The 240-nt window shown below is 38.8% G+C and carries 1 protein-coding gene; it reads left to right on the top strand.

Annotated elements, in window-relative coordinates; translation table 11 throughout:
• The coding region (locus tag R0J87_RS24220; protein ID WP_498889596.1) for a dephospho-CoA kinase at window positions 1-195 on the top strand (195 nt) is incomplete at its 5' end.
• Between the last annotated feature and the right edge of the window lie 45 nt (window positions 196-240).

The following is a 240-nucleotide window of genomic DNA, read 5'->3' as shown; positions in this document are numbered from 1 at the left end:
ATAAAGCGAGTAGTAGAGCGTGACAACGCATCTCCTGATGAGGTAGAAAAGCGCATGAGTAACCAGATGACTGATGATGAAAAACGCGCATATTGCGATTTTGAGATTTTAAATGACGGAAATTCGTCATTGATCGAACAGGTTCGCGATATTCACAGACAATTGCTATCTTTTGGCCAAAAGCCGAAAAAATGAAAATACTATCCGCTGATCAAATCAGAAAAGCTGATCAATATACAA

Origin of the sequence: Halomonas sp. SIMBA_159 (assembly GCF_046536035.1) — a bacterium.
GTDB classification, from domain to species: domain Bacteria; phylum Pseudomonadota; class Gammaproteobacteria; order Pseudomonadales; family Halomonadaceae; genus Vreelandella; species Vreelandella venusta_A.
Note: the sequence above shows the minus strand (reverse complement) of the source record. Positions and strands in the feature narration are given on the sequence as shown.